The 21391-nt window shown below is 33.4% G+C and carries 12 protein-coding genes; 11 read left to right on the top strand and 1 reads right to left on the bottom strand.

Annotated features, from left to right (window positions below; all coding sequences use genetic code 11):
- The first annotated feature begins 61 nt into the window (after window positions 1-61).
- From ABD690_RS09645 to ABD690_RS09625, 5 genes are all read left to right on the top strand, one after another.
- Window positions 62-1789, top strand: a complete 1728-nt coding sequence (locus tag ABD690_RS09645) for a phospho-sugar mutase (RefSeq protein WP_344729873.1) — start codon at window positions 62-64, stop codon at window positions 1787-1789.
- Window positions 1790-3619, top strand: coding sequence for an ABC transporter ATP-binding protein (locus ABD690_RS09640; RefSeq protein ID WP_344729871.1), 1830 nt, complete (start codon window positions 1790-1792; stop codon window positions 3617-3619). It abuts the gene before it with no gap.
- 166 nt (window positions 3620-3785) lie between these two features.
- Window positions 3786-4328 carry an RNA polymerase sigma factor gene (locus tag ABD690_RS09635; RefSeq protein WP_486303588.1) on the top strand — a complete coding sequence of 181 codons (543 nt, stop codon included), beginning with the start codon at window positions 3786-3788 and terminating at the stop codon, window positions 4326-4328.
- A gap of 19 nt (window positions 4329-4347) precedes the next feature.
- Window positions 4348-4842 carry a hypothetical protein gene (locus ABD690_RS09630; RefSeq protein WP_344729866.1) on the top strand — a complete coding sequence of 165 codons (495 nt, stop codon included), beginning with the start codon at window positions 4348-4350 and terminating at the stop codon, window positions 4840-4842.
- 18 nt (window positions 4843-4860) lie between these two features.
- A complete protein-coding gene (locus ABD690_RS09625; protein WP_344729863.1) occupies window positions 4861-5310 on the top strand; it encodes a hypothetical protein in 450 nt (149 codons plus the stop codon).
- A gap of 28 nt (window positions 5311-5338) precedes the next feature.
- On the opposite strand, the gene ABD690_RS09620 is transcribed toward ABD690_RS09625, so the two are convergent.
- Window positions 5339-6382, bottom strand: coding sequence for a WD40/YVTN/BNR-like repeat-containing protein (locus ABD690_RS09620; protein WP_344729861.1), 1044 nt, complete (start codon window positions 6380-6382; stop codon window positions 5339-5341).
- Between the two features lie 95 nt (window positions 6383-6477).
- Between ABD690_RS09620 and ABD690_RS09615 the strand changes: the two genes are divergently transcribed.
- From ABD690_RS09615 to ABD690_RS09590, 6 genes are all read left to right on the top strand, one after another.
- Window positions 6478-7692, top strand: a complete 1215-nt coding sequence (locus tag ABD690_RS09615) for an RsmB/NOP family class I SAM-dependent RNA methyltransferase (protein ID WP_344729859.1) — start codon at window positions 6478-6480, stop codon at window positions 7690-7692.
- A 9-nt stretch (window positions 7693-7701) separates the two neighbouring features.
- On the top strand, window positions 7702-9597 hold the full coding sequence (locus ABD690_RS09610) for an endonuclease (protein WP_344729857.1): 1896 nt from the start codon (window positions 7702-7704) through the stop codon (window positions 9595-9597).
- A 144-nt stretch (window positions 9598-9741) separates the two neighbouring features.
- Window positions 9742-13407, top strand: a complete 3666-nt coding sequence (gene purL, locus ABD690_RS09605; RefSeq protein WP_425554971.1) for a phosphoribosylformylglycinamidine synthase — start codon at window positions 9742-9744, stop codon at window positions 13405-13407.
- A gap of 36 nt (window positions 13408-13443) precedes the next feature.
- Window positions 13444-15447 carry a tetratricopeptide repeat-containing sensor histidine kinase gene (locus tag ABD690_RS09600; protein ID WP_344729855.1) on the top strand — a complete coding sequence of 668 codons (2004 nt, stop codon included), beginning with the start codon at window positions 13444-13446 and terminating at the stop codon, window positions 15445-15447.
- 4 nt (window positions 15448-15451) lie between these two features.
- Complete coding sequence (locus ABD690_RS09595; RefSeq protein WP_344729853.1) at window positions 15452-16081, top strand: response regulator; 630 nt, start codon at window positions 15452-15454, stop codon at window positions 16079-16081.
- Window positions 16082-16179: 98 nt separating this feature from the next.
- On the top strand, window positions 16180-21357 hold the full coding sequence (locus ABD690_RS09590; protein WP_344729851.1) for a choice-of-anchor Q domain-containing protein: 5178 nt from the start codon (window positions 16180-16182) through the stop codon (window positions 21355-21357).
- The last annotated feature ends 34 nt before the right edge of the window (window positions 21358-21391 follow it).

Genomic DNA, 21391 nt, shown 5'->3' with positions numbered 1-21391 from the left:
TAAAACAAGCTTACACATAGCATGTTAAATTGTTTATTTTTGCATTTTACCAATTGATATTATGACACATATAGAACCTGAATTGTTAGAACGTGCAAACTCATGGCTAACTCCAGTTTTTGACAATGAAACGCAAGATTATATTAAAAACTTAATAGAATCAAACCCTACAGAACTAAAAGAAAGTTTTTATAAAAACCTAGAATTTGGAACCGGCGGTATGCGTGGTATTATGGGTGTTGGCACAAATCGTATTAACAAATATACATTAGGAAAAAACACACAAGGGTTAAGTAATTATCTACATAAAGTCTTCCCTGGAGAATCTATAAAAGTTGCTATCGCTTATGACTGCAGACATAACAGTAATACATTAGCAAAAGTTGTAGCCGATGTATTTTCTGCTAATAACATTGAAGTTTTTCTATTTGAAGATTTAAGAACAACACCAGAACTATCATTTGCCGTAAAACACTTAAACTGTCACTGCGGTATTGTTCTTACAGCGTCTCATAACCCACCAGAGTACAACGGGTACAAAGTTTACTGGCAAGATGGCGGACAATTAGTACCTCCTCAAGATGGTGCTATCATTTCTGTAATAGAAGCATTAGATTATTCAGAAATTAAATTTGAAGCCAATGAGAAACTAATAACACTTATAGGTAAGGATGTAGACAATGCTTTTATTGATGCGTCTGTAAAAAACGGAAGTTTTACATCTCAAGAAGCTAAAGACAACCTATCTATTGTATTTACATCATTACATGGCACATCTATAACAACTATCCCAGAAACATTAAAACGTGCTGGTTATAAAAATGTTCATATTGTTGAAGAGCAACGTGAACCAAACGGAGACTTCCCAACTGTAAAATCTCCAAACCCAGAAGAACCTGAAGCACTAAAAATGGCTTTAGATTTAGCAGACAAAGTACAAGCTGATATTGTTATTGGAACAGACCCTGATAGTGACAGACTAGGTGTTGCTGTAAGAGACAACAACAATGAATTGGTTTTGCTTAACGGAAACCAAACGATGGTTGTCATGACAGATTTCTTACTGAAACAATGGCAGAAAAACAACAAATTAAACGGCAATGCGTTTATTGGCTCGACTATTGTATCTACACCAATGATGAAGGAATTGGCTAGTGCCTACAATGTTGAATACAAAGTTGGCCTAACTGGTTTTAAGTGGATTGCCAAAATGATTAAAGACGCACCTAATCAAAATTTTGTTGGTGGTGGCGAAGAAAGTTTTGGTTTTATGGTAGGTGATTTTGTTCGTGATAAAGACGCAGTTACATCTACACTTTTAGCTTGTGAAATTGCTAGTGAAGCAAAAAATAACGGAAGTTCGTTTTACAAAACACTATTAGAGCTTTATGTAAAACATGGCTTATATAAAGAACGCTTAATTTCAATTACAAAAAAAGGAATTCAAGGTGCAGAAGAAATCAAACAAATGATGATAGATGCTAGAGAAAAGCCTTTAAAAGAAGTTAATGGTTCTAAAGTTATTAAAATTGAAGATTATCAATTATCACTTTCTAAAGATATTGTATCTGGTCAAGAAACAGCTATCAGCATTCCAAAATCTAATGTGCTAATTTATTACACAGAAGATGGTAGCAAAATAGCTTTAAGACCAAGTGGTACAGAGCCTAAAATTAAGTTTTACATCAGTGTAAACACCGCTTTAAAAACCGTTTCTTCTTTTGCAAATACAGAGAAAGAACTAGAAACAAAAATTGATGCTATCATAAAAGATATGCAGCTTAATTAAATGAAAAAAATAATAAAACAATTACTTCCTTTTATTAAGAAGTTTAAAACACATGTTATCTTAAATGTGTTTTTTAATTTACTTTATGCACTTTTCAGCGCTTTGGCTTTTGTATCATTAATACCGATGCTTAAAGTTTTGTTTGACAAAACAGCAACCGTTACAGAAGCTCCTGTGTGGAATGGCATATTAGATATAAAAGACTACGGTGAGCAATTATTAAACTACAAAGTAAGTGGTTATTTAGAAAATGGTGACTCACAAATGGCTCTTGTTATAGTAATAGCCATAGTAATATCAACATTTCTTCTTAAAAACCTATTTGGTTATTTTGCCATGCAACATATTATGTACTTAAGAAACGGTATTCTTACTGCCTTAAGAAAAGATATGTATCAAAAAATAATAAAACTACCACTTGGCTTTTATTCAAAAAGACAAAAGGGCGATGTTATGGCTAGAATACTAGGCGATATAAATGAGATGCAAAACTCCTTTTTTATTGTATTAGAGCTAATTGTAAGAGAACCTGCTACAATTATTTTCTCATTAATATTCATGTTTTCTATAAGTTGGCAATTATCAATTTTTGTACTTTGTTTTATACCTCTTGCTGGTTTTTTAATATCAAGAATAGGTAAAAGCTTAAAAAGTAATTCTCTAAAAGCGCAACAAGAATCAGGAAAATTAATATCTATTGTTGAAGAATCTTTAACAGGATTAAAAATAGTAAAAAGCTATAACGCCGAACCTATTTTCACTAACAACTTTACAAAATCAGCAGATAGAATTTTACGCCTATCAAATAAAATTGGTTTAAAAAACAATTTAGCTGGTCCTGTTAGTGAAGTTCTAGGAATCATTACAATAGCTGTTTTGCTTTGGTATGGTGGTAAACTTGTACTTATTGACAATGTTATTGAAGGCACCACCTTTATTGCTTTTATGGGGCTAGCTTACGCTATTCTTACACCTGCAAAAGCTATTAGTAAAGCATCATATAAAGTTAAAAACGGTATGGCTGCTGCTGATCGTGTTTTTGAAATTTTACATGAAGAAGACACAATGCCTGATTTAAATAATGCAACCAACATAACAGATTTTACAAACGAAATTTCTATTGAAAACATATCCTTTAAATATGACGACGATTTAGTTTTAAAGAATTTTTCAGTAAAAGTTCCTAAAGGAAAAACGGTAGCTCTAGTAGGGCAATCTGGAAGTGGTAAAAGCACAATTGCCAATCTAGTAACTAGATTTTATGATGTAAATGAAGGGCATATAAAAGTTGATGGTAAAGACATAAAAAATATTACCAAAAAATCTTTACGAAACCTTATGGGACTTGTAACTCAAGACTCTATCCTATTTAATGACTCTATAAAAAACAACATCCTTATAGGAAAACCTGATGCTTCTGAAGAAGACGTTATAAATGCATTGAAAATCGCTAACGCTTGGGAGTTTGTTAAAGACCTTCCTAATGGTATTGAAACCAATGTAGGTGATGCCGGAAACAATTTCTCTGGCGGACAAAAACAACGTTTAAGCATTGCGAGAGCTGTACTCAAAAATCCACCTATCATGATTTTAGACGAAGCTACTTCTGCCCTAGACACCGAAAGTGAAAAACTAGTACAAGAAGCTCTAGAAAAAATGATGATGAACAGAACTTCAATAGTTATTGCGCATAGACTATCAACAATTCAAAATGCAAATCTTATTGTTGTAATGCAAAAAGGTGAAATTGTTGAACAAGGAACGCATTTAGAATTATTAGCAAAAGATGGTATGTATAAAAAGCTAGTAGAAATGCAAAGCTTTGAGTAACACACTACATACTCTAATCAAATAAAAAAAGGGCAAAACATTTTAGTTTTGCCCTTTTTTTCTACCAGAACAATAGCTTAATAGATTATTTTTTTAAAATAAACAGTTACATTATTAAACCATTTAAACTAATTTTAGTCTTACTATAAAAATAGTATTTAGCGTGATTGAAGAAACAGACTTATTAAAAAAACTAAAACAAGCTGAACACAAAAACAGTGCTTTTAATGAGTTGGTTGCGCAATACAAAGAACGTTTATATTGGCATATTCGTCATATTGTAAAAGATCACAATGATACAGATGATGTTTTGCAAAACACCTTTATAAAAATTTATAAAAACATAAACAACTTTAAAGGTGACAGCAAACTGTACTCTTGGATGTATCGTATTGCAACAAATGAGTCGCTAACATTTATTAGTAAACGCGCAAAACAACTTCAAATATCAAATGAAGAAGCGCAAAATCTAGCTATAAAAAACTTAAAAGCTGATGAATATTTTGAAGGAGACGACATTCAATTAAAGTTACAGCAAGCCATTGCTACCTTACCAGAGAAGCAGCAACTTGTTTTTAACATGAGATACTTTCAGGATATGAAATACAAAGACATGTCTGAAATACTTGAAACTAGCGAAGGCGCCTTAAAAGCATCCTATCATATTGCAATAAAAAAAATAGAAACATATATTTTAAACCTTTCTTAAAAAAGTAAGTCTTAATATTATGACAAAAAAGCGAATACATAATATCACACAATCAGGATTTAAAACTCCAGATAATTACTTTGATAGTTTAGAAAGTAATTTATTAAGTGAGTTAAACCTAAAAAGCAAGATTGACACATCTGGTTTTAACATGCCTGATGGATATTTAGAAAACTTTAGTGTCTCAATTTCAAAAGAAGAAAAAGAAAAAACTAAAGTTATTCCGTTGTTTAACAAAAATACTTGGCTCTCTATCTCTAGCATTGCCGCTGTAATCACCTTATTATTTACCTTAAACTTTTCTAATAAAGAAGCTGTAACATTCTCATCATTAGATAATGAAACCATAGAAAGTTACTTATTATTATCTGATGTAGAATCAGCTGAAATAAGTACTCTTATTACAGACCCAACAGTATTAGAAAACGCCATTATGGAAGAAACAGTAAGCGATTCTGCGCTAGAGAATTACTTATATGACGATACAGATATAGAAGATTATATTTTAGAATAAAAAACAAAAAAACAATCCATGAAAAAGATATTTATACTCCTAGTTATAGTCTTTACAAGTTCGTTTGTAAATGCACAAGACCGAATGGATAGAGATGAAAAAATTAAAACTCTCAAAATAGCTTTTATTACAGATGCTTTAAACTTATCAAAAACCGAAGCTCAAAAATTTTGGCCTGTTTACAATAAGTTTGATGAAGAAAATCACGCCTTAAGAGAAGCTAGCTACAAAAAAAGAAAAGCCGTTGATGTAACAACCATGTCTGAATCTGAAGCAAGTAAATTGCTAGATGACATGCAAAACAGCTACAATAAAAGGCATCAATTATTCTCAAACTACATGAAAGATATACGTAGTATTTTACCTGCAAAAAAAGTTATAATGCTAAAACAAGCTGAAGACAATTTTAAACGTAAAATGTTTGAAGAGTTTAAAAAACGTCGTCACGACAAAAATGATAAACCATAAAAAAAGAGCCACTTGTTGGCTCTTTTTTTTATTCAGAGAAAAGCAGCTTACTTATTCTTCCTTGTCCTGCTGCAAAAGCTATACTATCATTTAAGAACCTAATGGTATAAAAACCCTCATCGGTTAAGTGTTTCCATGTTGTTCCATTATCATTAGAAAAATCAATTCCATTAAAACCTACAGCTACAAGTTCTTTTCCAAAACTATTAGGCACATATTGCACACAACTTCTATAACCAGGTTCAGCTCCTTTTGCGACTAATTCCCATGTTTTACCGCCATCTACAGTTCGCATTTTATTAGACACGTTAGCTTCTGGTTTTGTATAATCTCCACCAATAGCAAAGCCATTATTTGCATCATAAAAATCTATGGAGTAAATACCTTCTGTATCCTTTTCTTTAACAATTGGTGTATTAAACACTTGCCAAGTAGCACCTTTATCTTCTGAATACAAAATTCTACCAGCTGTTGTAGCAACCCATGTCTTATCTCCTACTATAGCAATACTTGTATTACTTGCGGCAAAAGCACCTTCATTATTTTCAGACTTTGGCAATTGATCACACGCTATTTTTTTCCAAGTATTGCCTCCATCTCTTGTTATTATAATACTCAAACAATCATCTGTAGTATCGCCTATTGCAATACCTTCATTGTCATTCCAAAATGCAAGCGCATCATAAAACACCATTTCATGAACTTCTTTATAAACCAAACTCATCGCATTTTGCTTTCCTGTTTTAAAAAGCAGTGCAGGATTGGCTATACTTAACATAAAAAAATCATTACTAGTACTCGCTACAGAACGAAAATGAATATCTAAAGAGTCATGTTGTTGTTGAGACACAAACAGCTTATCTTCTGCATCATAATATAATCCAAATGTATTATTATTAGCAGCAAACGCAAGATTCCCATCATCTAAAATATCGATTGCTCTAATACTTAATGTAGAATCCTGTAAAACTGTTTTAATTTTTACTGAAGAAAAAGATCGCTCTTTATAAGCAGGTTCCTTTTTACAAGAAGCAACAAAAAAAACTAACATTACCAACAAGAAATATCTCATATTTTTATTTTTTTAAACTAATACAAATCAATATTAAACAAAAAATTCGTGAATTCGTGGCATTTACCATACCTTTGCATGCTTAATTTTTTACAATGCGTTTACACAGAAACTTATGTTTTGCTACAATAGATGGCTTAACACAAATATTTAACGAAGGTCAATACGCTGACAAGGTTATACAACAACTCCTAAAACGAGACAAACGTTGGGGAAGCAGAGATCGTGCTTTTGTTGCCGAAACCACTTACGATATTGTACGCTGGAAAAGGCTTTATGCTGAAATAGCTGATGTTAAAGAGCCTTTCAATAGAGATAATCTTTGGCGTATGTTTGCTGTTTGGGCAACATTAAAAGGTATAAAATTACCAGACTGGAAATATTTTGACAATACACCTTCTAGAAAAATAAAAGGGCGTTTTGATGAGTTATCTAAAATTAGAAAAATCAAAGAATCGCTACCTGATTGGCTAGATGAACTTGGAGAAAAAGAACTAGGAAACGACATTTGGACTAAAGAAATTTCTGCTCTAAATGAACAAGCCGATGTAATTTTACGTGTAAACACCTTAAAAACAACCAAAGAAAAACTTCAAGGAGAACTTTTTGATTTAGGTATTGAAACCGAATTCTTAAAAAATTACCCTAATGCGCTTAAACTTAAAGAGCGTGCCAATGTTTTTTCTACTGAAGCTTTTAAAAACGGTTTATTTGAAGTTCAAGATGCTTCATCACAGCTAGTAGCAGATTTTTTAGATATCAAACCTGGTATGCGTGTTGTAGATACCTGCGCTGGTGCTGGTGGAAAAACACTTCACCTAGCTTCTTTAATGGAAAACAAAGGGCAAATTATTGCCCTGGATATTTATGCTAATAAGCTAAAAGAGTTAAAACGAAGAGCCAAAAGAAATGGCGCTCATAACATTGAACCTAGACATATAGATTCAACTAAAGTTATCAAAAAACTATACGACAAAGCTGATCGTGTTCTTATTGATGCGCCTTGTTCTGGAACTGGTGTTTTAAGAAGAAACCCAGATGCTAAATGGAAGTTAGAAGCATCCTTTTTAGAAAAAATAAAACAAACACAACAAGACATTTTACAACAATATTCTAGAATGGTAAAACCTGGCGGAAAACTAGTTTATGCTACATGTTCTGTTTTACCTTCAGAAAATCAAAAACAAGTTGACAAATTTTTAACATCCGAGTCTGGAAAAGGCTTTACCTTTGTGAAAGATAAAAAAGTTTTAGCTCATGAATCTGGTTTTGACGGATTTTACATGGCTTTATTGGAAAAGAAAAAATAATTTATTGTAATGAAACATTTTTACACACTACTTTTAACACTAATTGTAACAACAACATTTGCTCAAGTTCCTACTGGTTACTATGATTCAGCAACTGGAACTGGATTTACGTTAAAAACACAACTTAAAGAAATTATAGACAACGTAAATGATGGCCTAGATACAGAATATCTACACGACGATCAAGGCTATGATGCTATGGATGCCTTTATTGCTAATTATGATATAGATAATTATTATGAAACAGGTAGCAATACTATTTTAGATCCATATTCTGAAAGCCCTTCTGGCGCAGACCCTTACAATTTTACACCTGTTACTCAAGAATGTGGCGAATATGACGAAGAAGGAGATTGCTATAATAAAGAGCATGTGATCCCACAGTCTGTATTTAACCGACAAATTCCTATGCGTAGTGATGCCCACTCATTACTTCCTACTGATGGTCGTGTGAATGGTTTTAGAAGTAATTACCCTTTTGGCGTTGTTAATAACTCGCAATTAGTATCACAAACCGGTATATCAAATCCAACTCAAAATGGTTCTAAACTTGGTAATAATTTAAACAGCGGATATTCTGCTGGATATACAGGTATTGTTTTTGAGCCTATTGATGAGTTTAAAGGAGATATAGCAAGAATTTATTTTTACTTTGCCACGCGCTATGAAGATCAAATTTCTAATTGGGGAAGCTATGCTATGTTTAACGGTACATCTAATACTGTTTTTGAAAATACATTTTTAAACATCTTACTAGAATGGCACAATATGGATCCTGTATCCCAAAAAGAAATAGATAGAAACAATGATATTTTCTATAATCATCAGGATAACAGAAACCCGTTTATAGATCATCCGGAATATGTTACTTTAATCTGGAACCCAACACCTGATAATGAAGTTCCTTCTACTCCAACAAATCTTGTTGCCTCTAATCCTTCAGACAATAGCATTGATTTATCTTGGAATGCATCTACTGACAATATTGCTGTAGTATCTTATGACATCTATATTGATGGTGTTAATTCTCTGAATACTACATCTACATCATTTACTGTTCCTGGCTTATCATCAAATACGGAATATTGCTTCACCATAAAAGCAAAAGATGCAGCTGGTAACGAATCAAGTTTTAGTAATCAAGCTTGTGAAACTACAACAGATAATGGTTCTTCTGAAGGTGGTGTTGACTTATTCTTTTCTGAATACATAGAAGGAAGCGGCACAAATAAAGCTTTAGAAATAGCAAATTTCACTGGTTCAAATATCACCGATTTATCTGCTTACACACTAAAAATAAGCTTTAATGGTAACGCGTCTTGGACCAATGTTTATAGCTTTCCTAGTAATGCTATAATCAATAATGAAGATGTATATGTCATTGCCAACGGATCTTCCACTGTTTGTACTTCTGAATATGACGACTTAAATAACAGCATTACATCATTTAACGGAAATGATGCCATAGGTCTTTTTAAAAATGACGTTCTAATAGATATTCTAGGAGATTTTAACAGTGATGCTGATTATGCAAAAGATATAACTTTGGTTAGAAAACCAACGGTTTCTGAACCAACAACCACTTTTAATATTGCTGAATGGGATTCATTTCCTCAAAACGATTGTACTGATTTAGGAGACCATACACAAACATTAAGCACAATAGATTTCAATATCGCTAACATAGGTATTTACCCTAATCCAGTAAAAAATATATTAAATATCAAACTTGCCAACCAACAAGAAACTCAAATAGATATTTTTAATGTATTAGGTAAAAAAGTTCTCTCAAAAACTATTTACAACTCAAGCACTATAAACACGCAAGAGTTAACAAGTGGTATTTACATTATGAAAATAAAACAAGGCAATGCCTCAATAAGTAAAAAGCTTATTAAAAAATAATAGCAAAAGCGACTCTAACGAGTCGCTTTTTTTATAGTTAATAACCGCGTGAATAACTCAATAATATCCTGTGATTTTTATCATTAAAATATTAATGAAAAGCATTAAATTTGCCTTTTTAAACAACACAAACTAACATATAAAATGATTCATTTCTTCGGAAACCAAAACAGTAAAGTTTTTGCTGTTCAAGCAACAAAAGAATTATCTACCGATACAATTACAAAATTAGTATGGGTATTTGGCAACCAGCCTAAAATAGAACAAGCATCATTAGATGCTTTTTTTGTTGGCCCACGTGCAGCCATGATTACACCTTGGAGTACAAACGCAGTTGAAATCACCCAAAACATGGGCATTGAAGGGATTATTCGTATTGAAGAATTTCAATCAGTTTCTGAAGATTTCAAAGATTACGACCCTATGATTTCTCAAAAATACAAGGGTTTACATCAAGACAGTTTCATAATCAATATAGAGCCTGAAGCTATAAAAAATATTGAGGATATTGCTACTTACAATACGCAAGAAGGTTTAGCTCTAAATGATGAAGAGGTTGAATACCTAAATAATCTTTCTGAAAAATTAGGAAGACCACTTACCGATTCTGAAGTATATGGTTTTGCTCAAATCAATTCAGAGCACTGTCGCCACAAAATATTTAACGGTACGTTTGTTATTGATGGTGAGGAAAAACCGATGTCACTCTTTAAAATGATTAGAGAAACATCAAACAAAAATCCTAACGATATTGTTTCTGCTTATAAAGATAACGTGGCTTTTATAAAAGGCCCAAAAGTGGAACAATTTGCACCAAAACGTGCCGATGTGCCTGATTTTTACGAAACTAAAGATTTTGATTCGGTAATCTCAATAAAAGCCGAAACGCACAACTTCCCTACTACAGTTGAGCCTTTTAACGGTGCTGCAACAGGTTCGGGTGGTGAAATTCGCGACCGTTTAGCTGGCGGAAAAGGATCTATTCCTTTAGCCGGAACTGCGGTTTACATGACATCTTACTCACGTTTAGAAGAAAATCGTCCTTGGGAACAAGCGGTTAAAGAGCGTGATTGGTTATACCAAACTCCAATGGACATTTTAATAAAAGCCAGTAATGGTGCTTCAGATTTTGGTAACAAATTCGGACAACCACTTATTACAGGTTCGGTATTAACGTTTGAACATGAAGAAGAAGCACGCAAACTTGGTTTCGATAAAGTGATTATGCTTGCAGGTGGTATTGGTTATGGTAAAGCAGACCAAGCCCTTAAAGACATTCCTAAAAAAGACGACAAAGTTGTTATTCTTGGTGGTGAAAACTACCGTATTGGTATGGGCGGCGCAGCAGTTTCTAGTGCCGACACAGGTGAGTTTGAATCGGGTATCGAGCTTAATGCCGTACAACGTTCTAATCCTGAAATGCAAAAACGTGCTGCAAATGCAGTTCGTGGCATGGTAGAAAGTGACGAAAACTTTATCGTTTCTATTCACGATCATGGTGCTGGTGGCCACTTAAACTGTTTAAGTGAATTGGTTGAAGATACTGGCGGACACATTGATTTAGATAAATTACCTGTTGGAGACCCAACACTTTCTGATAAAGAAATTATTGGTAACGAGTCGCAAGAGCGCATGGGACTTGTAATTGCTGAAAAGCATTTGGAAACCTTACAAAAAATTGCTGATAGAGAACGTTCGCCAATGTACACCGTTGGTACCGTTACAGGCGATCATAGATTTACCTTCCAATCTAAAACCAAAGGCAACAAACCTATGGATTTAGCTATGGAAGACATGTTTGGTAGCTCGCCAAAAACAATAATGACAGATAATACGGTTACACGAAATTATACCGATGTAGCTTACAATAAAGATAAATTTTACGATTATTTAGATCAACTTTTACAACTTGAAGCTGTAGCTTGTAAAGATTGGTTAACAAATAAAGTAGACCGCTGCGTTGGTGGTAAAGTAGCCAAACAACAATGTGTGGGCCCATTACAAATACCACTAAACAACGTAGGCGTCATGGCTCTAGATTTTAAAGGAAAAGAAGGTATTGCTACATCAATTGGGCACTCGCCTATTTCCGGATTAATAGATCCGGTTGCTGGTAGTAGAAATTCTATTACCGAAGCCTTAACCAACATTATTTGGGCGCCTTTAAAAGACGGTTTAAAAAATGTATCGCTTTCTGCAAACTGGATGTGGCCTTGTAAAAACGAAGGTGAAGATGCGCGTTTGTATGAAGCGGTTCAAGCAGTATCAGAATTTGCAATAGATTTAGGTGTGAATGTTCCAACAGGTAAAGATTCACTATCTATGAAGCAAAAATATGCTAACGAAGAAGTCATTTCTCCGGGAACAGTCATTATTTCGGCTGGTGCAAACTGTACGGATATTACCAAAATAGTTGAACCTGTTTTACAAAAAAATGCTAGTGATATTTATTACATCAACTTATCACAAGATAACTTTAAATTAGGTGGTAGCTCGTTTGCACAAATTGTAAATAAAATTGGAAATGAAGCGCCAACGGTTAAGAGTGCCGATTATGTAAAAACTGTTTTTAACACCATTCAACAATTAATTGTAGATGAAAAAATTGTTGCAGGGCACGATGTAGCTTCTGGTGGATTAATAACGACACTTCTTGAATTATGTTTTGCTGATAATAATTTAGGTGCCGAATTAGATTTATCTGCTTTAGCTGAAAATGATTCGTTTAAATTATTATTTGCTGAAAATGCAGGATTGGTTATTCAAGCTACCGACTCTTCTATTGAAACAGTTTTAGCTGAAGCAAATATTGAATTTTTCAACATAGGAAAAGTAACTGACGCTGATGTTTTAAGCATTATTAATGGTAGTGATGTTTTCACCATGACTATTTCGCGTTTGCGTGATATGTGGTACAAAACATCGTTTTTACTAGACCAAAAACAAACAGCAAACGGTTTAGCAAAAGATCGTTTTGATAATTACAAAAGCCAACCATTACAGTTTGAATTTCCAAAGCATTTTACAGGAAAACTTCCTGAACTAAACAACCAAAATTCTAAACCTAAAGCAGCTATACTTCGTGAAAAAGGGAGTAACTCTGAACGCGAAATGGCAAACGCCATGTATTTAGCTGGTTTTGATGTAAAAGATGTACACATGACCGATTTAATTTCGGGCCGTGAAACTTTAGAAGATATTCAGTTTTTAGGTGCTGTTGGTGGTTTCTCAAATTCTGATGTTTTAGGCTCTGCAAAAGGTTGGGCAGGAGCTATTAAGTATAACGAAAAAGCAAATGAAGTTATTAAAAACTTCTTTGAAAGAGAAGATACACTTTCTGTTGGAATTTGTAATGGATGCCAATTATGGATGGAATTAGACCTCATAAACCCAGACCACGAGGTTCATGGAAAAATGGTTCATAACAATTCTCATAAACACGAAAGTTCTTTTACTTCAGTTAAAATACAAGAGAATAATTCTGTGATGCTATCAACTTTAGCGGGCAGTACTTTAGGTGTTTGGATTTCGCATGGTGAAGGAAAATTTAATTTACCTTATTCTGAAGATAAGTACCATATTGTTGCTAAATATGGTTACGAAGGCTATCCGCACAATCCAAATGGCTCTGATTTTAACACCGCTATGATGACTGATAAAACAGGCCGTCATTTGGTAACTATGCCGCATATTGAGCGTTCAACATTCCAATGGAACTGGGCTAATTACCCAAATGGACGTAAAGACGAAGTTTCTCCTTGGTTAGAAGCCTTTGTGAATGCTAGACTTTGGATTGAGAATAAAAAATAATTTATCAAAATAAAACTAATCACATATTGTTTATTTATGGTGTCTTGGCTTAATTACAGTCAAGACATTATAAATAGCACACACCTTCAAAGTGATTTAAATCGTCTTAATAACTCAAATGAAAAACTAAATTTATTAAGCGAGCTTCTAACAAACGGTTCTGTAATTAATGACAGTGTTTCTGCTAATATAATTGCTAAATATAGAGCCGTTGCTATAGAAACTAAAAATTGGGACAGTGCTTTACTTTACACCAATAAATTAGCAAACTACTATATTTTTAAGGCACTTGAGCATCAAAAAGCATTCGATTTTTGCAAAAGCATGTATCCTAACCTAGAGGCTTGCAGCAATGATAAAGAAATTGCTAGCTTTTATATAAACTATGCCGAAGCTGCAACTTATCTCCAAAAGTACAGAAAGTCATTAGAAATTTTAAATGAAAGCATATCCATTTTTGAATCAAGTAAAGATTCTTCACTGCATGAGTTTGGTTATGCGTATTTAAAAGCAGGAGAAAACAGCACTAAAATAAACAGTATATCTGAAAGCGCTTCCTATTTTAAAAAAGCAGGCGAGCTTTTTTCATTTCAAAAAGATACATTGTTTTATTTATGGACTCAAAATGGCTTGAGCACACTTTTTAGTAATAATGGTTTGTATGATGAAGCTGAAAAAGCTAGAAAACCCATATATAATCTTGGCGCTTCTATCAATGAAAAGCAAGTGGTTGCAATGGCTCATGTTCGTGCCGCAATTGATGCGTCTATAAAAAATAATACTGAAGAAGAATTATACCATACAGAACTTGCCTTAAAAAACATAAGCACCAATTCTGATGTTAGTGAAATTGTAAATATTTTAATTTTATCATCTGCTGTTAGCACTTATGCTAGACAAAATAATATTGAACTTTCAAATAAGTATTTAAAAAAATTAAACACAAAAATAAATAGCATATCCAATAGCGCTTTTTTAAATAGTTACTACACACTTGCGCAAGCATATAACGCAAATGCTAATGGTAAATATGAGCAAGCAGAAACATATGTAAACACCATAATTTCTTCTATAAAAAACTCTCATGAAGCTTCAAACCTTTTGCAAATAGAGCATTTACTAGCCTTAATAAATGAGAATAAAGGGCAATCAAAAAAAGCCCTTAATCATTATAAAAAATTTGTCCGCATTAAAGACTCTTTAGATAAAGCTGCATCTAGAAAAAAGTTTGCCTATGTACAATCGCTTTTTGAGTCAGAAAAAAAGGATTTAGAAATTTCTAAACAACAAAAAAATATTGCTCTACTATCTGCTAAAAATAAATTAAAAAACCAATGGTTACTTTTTGGTGGCATTGCCATATTTGCTCTTTTTTTAATTGCTTATTTATGGCGTTCTAAAAAGTTTTTAAAAAGAAAAGAAGCATTACAAAAGCAATTTTCTCAAAATTTAATTAAAAATATTGAGCAAGAGCGCAAACGCATATCTAGCGAGTTACATGATGGTATTGGTCAAAACTTACTACTCATAAAAAACAGGTTTCAACAAACAGAAAACCCAAAAGACAACAACGATATAACACTTGTAGATGATACCATAAATGATGTTCGTAATATTTCTCATAGGCTTCATCCTTTTAGATTTGAAAAGTTAGGACTCATAGCATCATTAAAACACACAATAGAAACATTTCAAAAAAGCTCTAAAATATTTTATTCTGAAGCTATAGAAACACCAAAAACATCTATACCAAAAGACAAAGAAATTTACATATACAGAATGATTCAAGAATGCTTGAATAATGTAGAAAAACATTCACAAGCAAAAGCTTGCAAAGTAAGTTTGTTTGAAAACGATTCTCACCTTATATTTGAAGTAAAGGATAATGGTATTGGGTTTAATGTATCTCAAAACACTGATTTACTTGATAGTTTAGGAATGAAAACATTAAAAGAGCGTGCCAAACTTATTGATGCTACTCTTACCATTAAATCTAATAAAAACAAAGGAACAACGATAAAAATAAGCGTCCCAAAATAACGTTATGCCTACAAAACTCATACTTGCAGATGACCATCCATTATTACTTAATGGAACAAAAGAGTTTTTAGAAAAACTAGGATATCATATTATTTACACAGCTATTGACGGACAAGAGGCTTACAACAGCATAATAAAACTTAATCCTGATATTGCTATTTTAGACTTTGATATGCCTAAACTTAATGGTCTAGAAATCGCTGAAGAAATAGTTAGAAAAAATGTTACTACAAAAATTATTATTCTAACACTTCACAAGCAAGAAGCCCTTTTAAATGAAGTTGGAAAATCTATTCATGGGTATATTACTAAAGATAGTGCCATGCAGGAGCTTGAGGCATGTATAAACACTATTAAGTCTGGTAAAACATACATCAGTTCAAAATTAAGCAACTCCATACATTTTGACACCAGCAACAGCGAAAATTTTGAACTTACGGTTAGTGAAATAAAAATCCTTAAATACCTCAACGAAAACTTAAGTAGCAACCAAATAGCTGAAGAATTATTTATTTCAAAACGTACCGTTGAAAAACACCGAAGCAATATTATAAAAAAACTAAATTTAGACTCTTCAAACCAAAATGCCTTGATTATTTGGTTAAAAAATCATCCTGAAATTTTTAACAAATAAACTCAAAAATGTCTTGCTTACTACGTAGACCTACGTATTGAAAACCAACCTCATTGTGATTAGTTTAGCATTCCCTATAGAACCTAAACACACACTAAATGAAAAAGCTACTACTATCATTCACGTTAGTCTTTACAATAGGTATTTCAGCTCAAAACACTATTTATGTAGATGTTAATGTTTCTGGCGGAAACAATGACGGCACATCTTGGACTAATGCGTATGAGCACTTAACAGACGCTTTAAATGCAGCCAACAATTATGATGAAATACGCGTTGCTCAAGGAAATTACTATCCAGATTTAGGAGCTACCCAAACCGACAACGATCGTTCTAGCTATTTTTTGTTGAACAAAAACTACATTACTCTTTTAGGTGGTTATAACGCAAGTAATAACTCTAGAAACCCAGAACTCTACCCAACAATTCTAAATGGTGATATACAACAAAACAATAATGACCAAAACTTTGTCTATACCATTTTTAGAACATCTGGCGACTACAATATTATAGACGGTTTTACAATTACAAATAGCAACGCTGATAATTCAGGTGGTTATGGAAGTAATGAAGGCGGAGGCATGTTTGCACGAGGTGCAAACGCTACCGTTATTTCAAATTGCAAGTTCATAAATAATAAAGCAATAAACACTACTTCTTACAACGCCAAAGGTGGCGCTATATATATTGTAGAAATTGAACCCGGAAGCTTAATAATAAGAGACTGTACTTTTGAAACAAATATGGCAAACGAAGGTGGTGCTATTTATAACAACACCTTAAACTGGGACTACGGAGGTCCTATTATTGATAATTGTACGTTTTCATCAAATACAGCAGGTAGAGGAGGCGCTTTTTATATGGGGACAACAGAAGGCACAGTTATTAAAAATTCAATTTTTGATGGTAACTCTTCAGGTTCAGGTGGTGGAGCTATTTATACTAGTGGAAGCAGTAGTTTACCACCTGTTATAGAAAATTGCTCTTTTACTAACAATTCACATACAGCAAATAATGGTATAAGTGGTTCTGCTATTTATTTCAATGGTACAGACGCAACAATATCAAAAAGTACGTTTTCTGGAAATTCGTCTGTACACAGTTCAGGTTCTGTAATTAATCCATATGGTAACATCCTTATTGACAAGTGTCAATTCTCTAACAATAGCATACCTTATATTATAAATTTAAACGATAATAAAACACTAACAATAACAAACACGCTTTTTAACGACAATGCTTCTATTGCTTTAAGTAATGGAAATGGAATAATTAATATTTCCAATTCTTCATTTTCAAACAATAACACTGCCTTACGCTTAAATGCTACCAATGGAAATACTTTATACAATTCTATTATTTGGAATAACACAACCAATATTCAAAGCTTTAATGGTATTGCAGATACAAATATTATACAAGGTGGTTATAGTAGCGGAACAAATATTTTAGATACTAATCCGCTTTTTGTGGATGTTCCTAATCAAGATTACAGATTACAAAATACATCTCCCGCCATTGGAGCAGGAAATAACTCTTACAGTAACAGTTTAAGGGATTTAGACAATAATTTAAGATTAAATGGTAGTAACATAGATTTAGGACCGTATGAAAATGGCTCGTCTGCATGTCCAACATTCAACAATAATGTTTTATATGTCAACGCAAACAATACAAGCACCTATCAAGATGGTAGCTCTTGGGCTTATGCATTTTCGTCATTACAAAACGCTTTGGACATGTATAACTCAAATTGTGGTGCTACAGCACAAGAAGTTTGGGTAGCTCAAGGAATCTATTATCCAGATGATGGTAACAATCAAATAGCAGGTAATCGCGATGAATCATTTCACCTTCCTGAAGACATCATAATACTAGGTGGTTTTAGCGGTACTGAAACCAACTCTAATCAAAGAGATTGGGAAAATAATATAACTGTTTTAAGTGGTGACATTAACACTCCAAATCAAATTAATGACAACAGTTATAATATCATTAAAACAACAAACGTAGGCAACAATATGCTATTAGATGGGTTTACCATTGAAAAAGGAAATGCTGTAAAAATTTCAACCTATGGTCAAAGAGGTGGTGCTTGGTTAAACAGAACTACTTTAAGTGGTAATAACTCTACTCCAAATGTAAAAAACTGTACCTTTCAAAACAACCAATCTTCAACATCTGCTGGAGCACTGTTTTTAGATGGCGTTACAGGAAGTACTGTAGGTATAAACCTTGAATACTGCACATTTAAAGACAATTCCTCTACAGGTGGATCTAGTGGTAATGGTGGTAATGGCGGAGCTATAACTATTGAAACGTTTTCAGGTGAAGTCACTTTAAATGTAAATATTGAAAATTGCATTTTTAATGGCAATTCAGCAAATCAAAACGGAGGCGCTATTTGGTCAAGACAAAACGCTAATGATGATGGTGTTGTAAACATCACAAATAGTTTATTTTATGGTAATATAGGAACAGGTGGCGGAATAAGCATATTAGATAATGGTGCAACAACCTACAACATGGTTAACTGCACATTAACAGAGAATGACGGTGACTCTGAAGCTGGAGCTGGCATTAGAGTTTGGAATGGAACAACCGCAACAGTAAATGTTCACAATTCAATTATTTGGGACAACACAAGAGCAAATGACCCAAACAACACACAAATTAACACGCAAATTTACGCTCCTAATTCAAACACAACCCATTGTATTATAAACAACATTTACAATACCAACTCAAATTCATCTAACGACCCTTTGTTTGTTGATGCTTTAAATAAAAACTTTAGAGTTTCGGAAACCTCAAGTGCAATAGATTCAGGGCTTTCAACACATAACAATTCAACATTTGATTTAGATGGTAATGAGCGTATCATTGGCTCTAATATTGACAGAGGTGCTTATGAGTTTGATTCTTGTATTGGCTCACCTACTGTTGTTTATGTAAATGCTAGTGCAACTGGCGCAAATGATGGAAGCAATTGGAGCAACGCATTCACGAGCCTACAAGATGCTATCAGCAATGCCATATGCGCTAATGAAATATGGGTAGCATCTGGCACATACAAACCAGGTTTACTTGAAACCGACAGTTTTATCATTCCTAATAATATAACCGTTCTTGGAGGCTTTAATGGCACCGAAACTACAGCCAATGAACGTAACTGGTCAGAAAATTTAACTATTCTTTCAGGAGATTTAAACAATGACAACACGTCAAACTCTGGAGATTCACATACTATTATAACCTTAAACGAAAACAATGTTACACTAGATGGATTTATTATTGAAAATGGTTATGCCGATGATGATTCTGATAACTCGCAAGTAGCCATTGGTCGTGCTGGAGCTGGTATTTATATTAGAAATGCTGAAAACATAAACATAAACAACTGCATCTTTAAAAACAATACCGCCTACGGAAACGGAATTAATAATGGTGTTGGTGGCGCTATAATAAACTTTGGCAACAGCGCAACTACAACCACTATTTCTAATAGTTTGTTCTTTGACAACACAGCAACTGCTGGTGGTGGCGCAATTTCAGCCGAAAGTGGTAACCTTACAACGGTAAATTGTACTATAGCAAACAATATTGCCTCTCACGGTGGTGGCATTCATATATTTGCTGGTAACGTTACAGCTACAAATAGTATATTCACTAATAACAGTGGTAGCAACGGAAATATAAATAATGGAGGAACAAACTCTCCTATTGTATCACATTGTTTATTCTTTAATATTACTTCTGGAAACAATGGTAGCATTCCTCCAAATGTAAATGATGGTGGAAATAACATTGAAAACACAGACCCTCTATATGTTGATGGTTACAAATTAACCGATAGCTCTCCTGCCATAGATGCTGGCGACAACAATTTTATAAACTTAACTGAAGATTTAGATGGAAACCCAAGAATATACAATTCAACTGTAGATTTAGGAGCTTATGAATTCATAACTTGCGAAAATTCTGTTATGGTCACATCTACGGCAGATAGCGGTTCAGGCTCTTTACGTGATGCTATTGAAAACGCCTGTGAAAATGCAGTAATCACTTTCGATCCGTCTATTAACGGTAATACCATTACTTTAACTTCTGGTGAAATTATTATAGACAAGCCGCTTGAAATTGATGGAAATGGTATAGAAAATACTATAATAAGTGGTGAAGACAATTCTAGAATCTTCAATATTCAAAGTTTAGGTACTATTATAGAGGGCATTCATTTTCAAAACGGAAATGTTCCAACAACAGGTGGTCTTGAACAAACATCTGGTGGTGCTATATATGCTTCAGAAGCAAACATGATTATTTCTAATTGTAAATTTACTAGTAACACAGCTAGTATTGGAGGAGCTATTGCATTTCACGGAGTACAACCTCAATCAGGCGAAGTGCTAGCAGATATCACAATGAGTGAATTAGGAATTTTTAACACAACGTTTCAAAACAATTCTGCTGCAACAGGTGGTGCTCTTGAAACTCGCTATGCAAACACAACCATAGAAAACGCTCTATTCTCTGGTAACAAAGCAACAAGTCAAGGTGGCGGTATGTACTTATTTACATCAACCACTACTGTTACAAACATTACTGTTTCAGGAAATTATGCAGACAATTACAATGGCGGAGTATTTGCTTACGTGCCTACTAGTGGAAATATAGGAGAGTCCTTTACTATGACAAATTCAGTAGTAAGTGGAAATGATGCTGGGTTTGCTTTTCCTAATATGGGACAATGTACAAGCTGCGATATAAGTTACTCATTAAACGGAGACTTTAACAATACTGGAGTTGGAAACTTGAATATGACTACAAATCCAGCATTTGTTAATCCTATACTAGCCAACACAGCTCCTAATTTAAACGGTGATTACGCATTAACAACATCTTCTCCTCTAGTCAACGCAGGAACAAATGCCACTATACCTGATATTAATCTAGATTTAGCAGGTAATCCAAGACTATTTGACGGCAGCATAGATATTGGCGCTTATGAATTTCAATCCACGTTAAACATTAGTGATGTTTCAACTATAGATTTTAAAATCTACCCTAACCCTGTAAAAGATGTTCTAAACATCAAAACATCTAGTCAGGAATACAGTTATCATTTATACAACATTCAGGGGCAAGAGATTTTAAAAGCAAATAACCAAACTTCAAAAACCATTGATGTTTCTAAAATATTATCTGGAATATACATTTTAAAACTTACTGATGGCACCAAATCACAAAGTTTTAAAATCATTAAACAAAATTAAACGTAGCTATTAATCAATTACCTTAAGAGGTCAA

Origin of the sequence: Corallibacter vietnamensis, from assembly GCF_039537875.1 — a bacterium.
Classification (GTDB): Bacteria; Bacteroidota; Bacteroidia; order Flavobacteriales; family Flavobacteriaceae; genus Corallibacter; species Corallibacter vietnamensis.
The sequence above is the reverse complement of the archived record's forward strand: the minus strand, read 5'-3'. Positions and strand labels throughout refer to the sequence as shown.

Coding starts and splice junctions, on each gene's coding strand:
- ABD690_RS09645 (WP_344729873.1), top strand. CDS start 62: ATGACACATATAGAACCTGAATTGTTAGAACGTGCAAACTCATGGCTA.
- ABD690_RS09640 (WP_344729871.1), top strand. CDS start 1,790: ATGAAAAAAATAATAAAACAATTACTTCCTTTTATTAAGAAGTTTAAA.
- ABD690_RS09630 (WP_344729866.1), top strand. CDS start 4,348: ATGACAAAAAAGCGAATACATAATATCACACAATCAGGATTTAAAACT.
- ABD690_RS09625 (WP_344729863.1), top strand. CDS start 4,861: ATGAAAAAGATATTTATACTCCTAGTTATAGTCTTTACAAGTTCGTTT.
- ABD690_RS09620 (WP_344729861.1), bottom strand. CDS start 6,382: ATGAGATATTTCTTGTTGGTAATGTTAGTTTTTTTTGTTGCTTCTTGT.
- ABD690_RS09615 (WP_344729859.1), top strand. CDS start 6,478: ATGCGTTTACACAGAAACTTATGTTTTGCTACAATAGATGGCTTAACA.
- ABD690_RS09610 (WP_344729857.1), top strand. CDS start 7,702: ATGAAACATTTTTACACACTACTTTTAACACTAATTGTAACAACAACA.
- purL (WP_425554971.1), top strand. CDS start 9,742: ATGATTCATTTCTTCGGAAACCAAAACAGTAAAGTTTTTGCTGTTCAA.
- ABD690_RS09600 (WP_344729855.1), top strand. CDS start 13,444: ATGGTGTCTTGGCTTAATTACAGTCAAGACATTATAAATAGCACACAC.
- ABD690_RS09595 (WP_344729853.1), top strand. CDS start 15,452: ATGCCTACAAAACTCATACTTGCAGATGACCATCCATTATTACTTAAT.
- ABD690_RS09590 (WP_344729851.1), top strand. CDS start 16,180: ATGAAAAAGCTACTACTATCATTCACGTTAGTCTTTACAATAGGTATT.